This is a genomic window from Streptomyces sp. NPDC055078 (assembly GCF_053607985.1).
Window position 1 is genome coordinate 1 of record NZ_JBSGUP010001062.1, and the last position, 1,656, is coordinate 1,656.

The window sequence follows — 1,656 nt, forward strand, 5'->3', positions numbered from 1 at the left end:
CGGCCCTTTTTCACTTCTTGTGTTTTTTGCTGGTCCGGGGCCCACCGGGTCGGGGTCTGGGGGGGGGCGGGGGGGGGGGGCCCCCCCGGCGCCCCCCCCACCCCGGGCCCTCAGGGTTCCGGGCCGTGCTCAGCCGGTCCGGCGCGCGGCGAAGGCGCCGTTCAGGAACCGCTCCGCCCTGCCGTCGTCGCCGAGGTAGAAGGCGACGTCCCACAGGTGGTCGCCGCCGATGGCGTCGTCGGCGGGCAGGAACCGGTGGTCACCCAGGGGATACAGCTCGGACGTCACGGGCTCGAAGCCCTCCGACACCAGATCCGACGCGCCGCCCGCCGTCAGGGTCACGAACAGCCTGTCCCCGTCGGCACGCAGCTCGTAGCGCACTCCGCCCGCCTCGTAGGTGCCGAGGTAGGGCGCGGGGTCGACCGTGACGACCGCCCGCTTCGCCGGGCGTGCGGGCTTGCTGATCCCGAGGACCTCCCGGAACACATGGCCGAAGACCGCGTCTGCGAAGTGGTAGCCCCGGTTGGCGACATTGACGGTGACGGCGACGGCGGTCCGGTGCTCCGGCACCCACACCAGCGTCGACGACCCGCACATGGTGGTGCCGGAGTGCCCGAAGACCGTCACGCCGTCCCAGGTCTTGACGTACGGGCCGAGGCACCAGCCGTCCGCGAACAGCTTCGCGGGCACGTCGATCTGCCGGGTCTGCATCGCGGCGACGGACTCCTGCGACAGCACCCGGGTGCCGTCGGCGGCGCGCCCGCCGCGCAGGAAGAGCTGCCCGAACCGGGCGAGGTCACCCGCGGACATGCTGAGGGACGAACCGGCGGGACCGGAGCCCCGGTCGAAGATCCAGGGCCCGGAGTGCCGCACCCCGTCGCCGGTGTTGACATGGCCGACGGCGACCGGGTGGAAGATCTGGTCCTCGGGAAGGCTGGCGGAGTGCCGCAGCCCCGCCGGGCCGAGCAGGCGCTCACGCAGGGCGGTGTCCCAGGTGGTGCCGGTGAGTGTCTCGACGATGAGGCCGGAGACATTGGTCGAGGCGTTGGTGTAGCCGAAGCCATCGCCCGGGCGGGACATGACCGGCAGCTCCGCCACCAGGGCCACCGCCTTCCGTACGGAGTCGTCGCCGCGGCCCATGTCCCGGTACGGGCCGTTGTCGATTCCGCTGGACATCGAGAGCAGATGGCGCGGTGTGACGTGCTGGGTGGCGTACCGGTCGCCGAGCCGGAAGTCCGGCAGGTACTTCACGACGGGCTCGTCGAGGTCGACCCTGCCCTCGTCGACGAGCTGCATCACCAGGGCCGCGGTGAACACCTTTGTCGTGGAGCCGATCTGGAACAGCGTGTCGGGAGTGACGGACCGTCCGGTGGCGAAGTTCTCGACGCCCACGGGGATCTCCACGAGGTTGTCACCGGTGGCGATGGCGACCTGTGCGCCGACGATCCCCAGCTCGGCCGCGGCGGCCTCCGCTGCGGCTGCGATGGCCTGTCTGTCGATGGTCATAGGGGCGGTCTCCTTGTACGACGGTTCACGCGCCATTCGCGCTATGGCATAGTCTACGAAGTAGACTGCATGGCGGCCCGGTGGTCGGGCACGAATCCGGGGGGCGGGGATTGGGGTGTCGTACAAGGTGCGGACGTGCCGGGGTCTCCC

1 protein-coding gene is annotated in these 1,656 nt (G+C 71.1%); it reads right to left on the minus strand.

Annotation, left to right across the window (positions count from 1 at the left end; all coding sequences use genetic code 11):
• Window positions 1–129: 129 nt before the first annotated feature.
• Window positions 130–1,506, minus strand: coding sequence for a serine hydrolase (locus ACWF94_RS40130; protein ID WP_453500182.1), 1,377 nt, complete (start codon window positions 1,504–1,506; stop codon window positions 130–132).
• Window positions 1,507–1,656 lie beyond the last annotated feature (150 nt).

Coding starts and splice junctions, on each gene's coding strand:
- ACWF94_RS40130 (WP_453500182.1), bottom strand. CDS start 1,506: ATGACCATCGACAGACAGGCCATCGCAGCCGCAGCGGAGGCCGCCGCG.